This is a genomic window from Streptomyces pinistramenti (assembly GCF_020564935.1).
Classification (GTDB): Bacteria; Actinomycetota; Actinomycetes; order Streptomycetales; family Streptomycetaceae; genus Streptomyces; species Streptomyces pinistramenti.
Genome location: NZ_JAJCXB010000123.1, coordinates 1 through 3,702, shown reverse-complemented (window position 1 = coordinate 3,702; position 3,702 = coordinate 1). Strand labels below are relative to the sequence as shown.

Genomic DNA, 3,702 nt, shown 5'->3' with positions numbered 1-3,702 from the left:
GCGGCCAGCCCACGGCCGCCGGCCGCCGCGCGCTCGGCGAGCCGGGCGGCGAGCGGTAGCAGGCGCAGCGTCAGGACCGTCCCGGCGAGCAGCGCCAGCGCGGGCGCCGCCACCAGCACCGGGTCGATGCCCAGCGCGCCCGAAGCCCCGCCGTTCAGCACCCCGCTGCCGCCGCCCGCCGGCTGCCGCCGCAACTGCGCGTACGCCACCACGGCGATCACCAGCAGCCCCAGGTCCGCACCGGCCCGCAGCACGCCGGGCAGCGCCCGCGCCCGCGGCCGTGCCCCGTCCGTCCCGGCGCGCAGCAGGGCGGGCGCGGCGACCGCGACGGCGCAGCCCAGCGCCACCGCGCCGCCGGTCAGCCAGGTGGCGCCGGTCAGCCGGGTGTCGAGCGGCAGCCCGATGCGGGCCATCGCGCCGCCGGCGGCCAGCAGCCGCAGCAGCGGCCCGGCCAGCAGCGGCGCCCCGGCAGCGGCGGGCAGGGCCGGCAGCAGCGCCTCGGCGAACGCCAGCCACGCCAGGGTGCGGCGGGAGCCGCCGCGGGCCCGCAACAGCGCGCTCTCGCCGGCCCTTTCGGTGCTCAGCATCCGGGCCACCAGCAGCAGCGCGTAACCGGCGAGCAGGATCAGTTGGAGCGCGACGATCAGGATCGTGGAGCGGTTGACGAGCAGCGCGCGCTGCACCTCGCGCAGCGCGTCGGGCAGGTCGGTGGCGGCACTGGCCCGGCCGCCGAACGCCGGGTCGGCCATCAGCGCCTTGGCCGCAGGGCCTGCCGCACCGGCCGGCGTGTCCAGCCGGTCGGCCGTCAGGGTGCGGAAGTCGGCGGTGGCCAGCCAGCCGGCGGAGTCCGGCACCAGCGGGCCGCCGCGGAACGCCCCGGGCTCGGTGAGCAGCGGCCCGTACGTGGTGAAGCCGGCGCTGCGCACGCCGCGTCCGCCGAGTTCGTCGAGCTGCCAGTACGGGTCGGCGCGGTCCTTCGGGCGGTAGACGCCGGTGACGCGGACGGTGGGGCGGGCGGGGCCCGACAGTCTGCTGTCGAGGGTGAGTTGGCGGCCGGACCTCACCTTGAGCCGGGCGGCCGCGGCCTGCGGCAGGGCCACCTGGAGCGGCCCCGCACCGGCCGCGGCGGGCCAGCGGCCCGCGGTGAGCGTGACCCGCGAGCGGTCGAGCGCGGCGAGGTGGGTGAGATCCGGCTCGCCCTTGCGCGCGTCCGGCCGCTGGAGCGCGCGGGGCAGCGCGTACGGGCCCGAGCGGGTCAGCGTGCGCACCGTGAACGGCAGCCCGCCGAAGGCCCGTTGAGCACCTTTGCGCACGGCGCGGTCGGCGGCGTCCGTCAAGTCGGCGGCACCGTCGGGAAGTTGGGCCGTCACGCGGAGCGCGGCGGCCGATGCGGAACGGGTCGCCAGGGCCTGCCGCAGCCCGGCGTTCCCGACGGCGTCGGAGTAGGCGCCGAGCGTCGTCAGGACCGTCGTGGTCAGCAGCACGGACAGCAGGGCGGCGGCCAGCAGCAGGCGGTGCGCGCGCACGCGCAGAAAGATGAAGCCGGACACGGACCCCCCTGGCGCCGGTCAGCACCGAAACCTGTTCGAATGCTGTCAGAGGGGGGTGTGCCGGGTAAGCGGTTCGGGGCCGGTCTTCACCGGATCGTGACGCGAGCCACGCCGGAAAGGATCACGACGGGAGCCGGGCCCGGTGTGACGGAACCGTCAGCCGTCGCTGTTGACCATGGTGGCGGCGGCATACGTGAGGTAGTTCCACAGCTGCGTTGCGTGTTCCTCGGCGAGGCCGAGGGAGTCCACCGCGTCGCGCATGTGCCGCAGCCACGCGTCGTGCGCGGCGCGGTCCACGGTGAACGGTGCGTGCCGCATCCGCAGCCGCGGGTGGCCACGGCCCTCGCTGTACGTACGGGGGCCGCCCCAGTACTGCATCAGGAAGAGCGCGAGCCGCTCCTCGGCCGGACCCAGATCCTCTTCCGGGTACATCGGCCGCAGCAGCGGGTCGTCGGCGACTCCCTGGTAGAAGCGGTGCACCAGGCGGCGGAAGGTGTCCTCGCCGCCGACCTGTTCGTAGAAGGTCTGCTCCTGAAGCGTGCCGCGCGGAATCTTGTTCACCCGTCCATGGTGTCAGACGTGCGGACCGAGGACTTCTGATGTAGGACGACCGGCTTCCCCCGGGCCGCCACCGGGGCCGGTCGGAGGGACAGTGGACACATGGGCACGCTGCATCCGGGACACGGACAGGCGGCAGGGCCCGGGACCGCGGCGGCGCGGGCCCGGCTCGTCCGCCTGATCACGCTCGGCGGCGGCCTCACCGACCCGCGCTGGCGTGCGGCGTTCGACGAGGTCCCGCGCGACGTGTTCGTGCCGTCCTTCTACGACAGCGTGGCCGGCGGCTACGAGCAGGTATCGGCCGACGACCCCGACCCGCGCCGCCGCGGCCGCTGGCTGCGCGGCGTCTACCGCGACGGACCGCTGGCGACCCGGATCGGCGCGGACGGCGCGCTGGTCTCCTCCAGCAGCCAGCCGTCCCTGATGGCGCTGATGCTCGAAGCGCTCGACGTCGAGGACGGCTGCCGGGTCCTGGAGATCGGCACCGGCAGCGGCTACAACGCCGCGCTCCTCGCGCACCGGCTCGGCGACCGCGCGGTGACCACCATGGACCTGGAGGAGGAGATCACCGCGACGGCCCGCGAGCGGCTGGCGGCGGCCGGATACCGGCCCGAGGTGGTGACCGGCGACGGCGCGCTCGGCTGCCCGCGACGGGCACCGTTCGACCGGATCATCGCGACCTGTTCGCTGGGCGCGGTACCGCTCGCCTGGCCCCGCCAGTGCGTGGCGGGCGCGAAGATCCTCGCGCCCATGGGCACCGGTCTCATCGCACTGCGGGTGGCACGGGACGGCGGGCCCGCGGAGGGCCACTTCCTGCCCACCCCCGCCTACTTCGTGCCGCTGCGCACCCCCGACGCATCGGCGGGCGGGGACACCGCGCCCGACGTCACGGGCCGGGGCGTGCCGCGCCATGCGCTGGCCGAGGACCGCTTCCAGTTCCTGCTGTCGCTCTGCGGCGGCAGCCTGCCGCCGCAGGAGGCGTACGCGCTGTGGCGGCGCGAGCGGCGGCCGGGCCGCGAACGCTACGGCGTGACCGTGGCGGGCGACCGTCAGTGGACCTGGCTGGACTCGCCCGGCGGCCCGTACGTGTGGGAGACGGGCGGGCAGCCGAACGGGGCGTGACCCTGTGGTGGGTCACGCCCCGTTCGGGCCGCGCGGAGGTCAGCCGCGGCGGACGGTCAGCGTCGTCCAGGCGCCGACGTGCACCCGGTCACCCTCGTGCAGTGCGACCGGCACATACGGCTGGATCGGCTCCTCGGCGAGGTTCAGCGTGGTGCCGTTCGTCGAGTTCTGGTCGACCACGGCCCAGCTGCCGTCCTGCTGCTGCACCACCAGCGCGTGCTGGTGCGAGACGCCGGGGTCCTCCGGCGAACGGCCCAGGTCGACATCGGGGGACTCGCCCGTGCTGTTGCGCCGGCGGCCGATGGCGAGCTGCTCACCGGCCAGCGGAAGCACCTGCTCGGGGGTGTACGCGGGGAGGTTGAGCCCCGCGGCCTCCGGGCCGCTGCGCTCCATCATCGCCATGAAGTACTCGCGGTCCGGCGCGATGGCCACCACCCAGCCCGTGCCGACGACCGGCGCCGGGCCCTGCGGC

At 75.8% G+C, this 3,702-nt stretch carries 4 protein-coding genes; 1 reads left to right on the top strand and 3 read right to left on the bottom strand.

All coding sequences use genetic code 11. The annotated features are described in order from the left end of the window. Together LIU39_RS34625 and LIU39_RS34620 are read right to left on the bottom strand one after the other, a co-directional pair. Positions 1 to 1,550, bottom strand: a 1,550-nt coding sequence (locus LIU39_RS34625) for an FtsX-like permease family protein (protein WP_308409453.1), incomplete at its 3' end; no start/stop codon positions are given. 156 nt (positions 1,551 to 1,706) lie between these two features. After that, positions 1,707 to 2,111, bottom strand: coding sequence for a globin (locus LIU39_RS34620; protein WP_227050953.1), 405 nt, complete (start codon positions 2,109 to 2,111; stop codon positions 1,707 to 1,709). Between the two features lie 99 nt (positions 2,112 to 2,210). Between LIU39_RS34620 and LIU39_RS34615 the strand changes: the two genes are divergently transcribed. Next, on the top strand, positions 2,211 to 3,230 hold the full coding sequence (locus tag LIU39_RS34615; RefSeq protein WP_227050952.1) for a methyltransferase domain-containing protein: 1,020 nt from the start codon (positions 2,211 to 2,213) through the stop codon (positions 3,228 to 3,230). A 39-nt stretch (positions 3,231 to 3,269) separates the two neighbouring features. Here LIU39_RS34615 and LIU39_RS34610 read toward each other — a convergent pair. Then, positions 3,270 to 3,702: FHA domain-containing protein (locus tag LIU39_RS34610; RefSeq protein WP_227050951.1), on the bottom strand; the 433-nt coding region annotated here is incomplete at its 5' end.

Excerpts from the sequence above, each read along its gene's own strand:
- LIU39_RS34615 (WP_227050952.1), top strand. The coding sequence starts at position 2,211 with ATGGGCACGCTGCATCCGGGACACGGACAGGCGGCAGGGCCCGGGACC.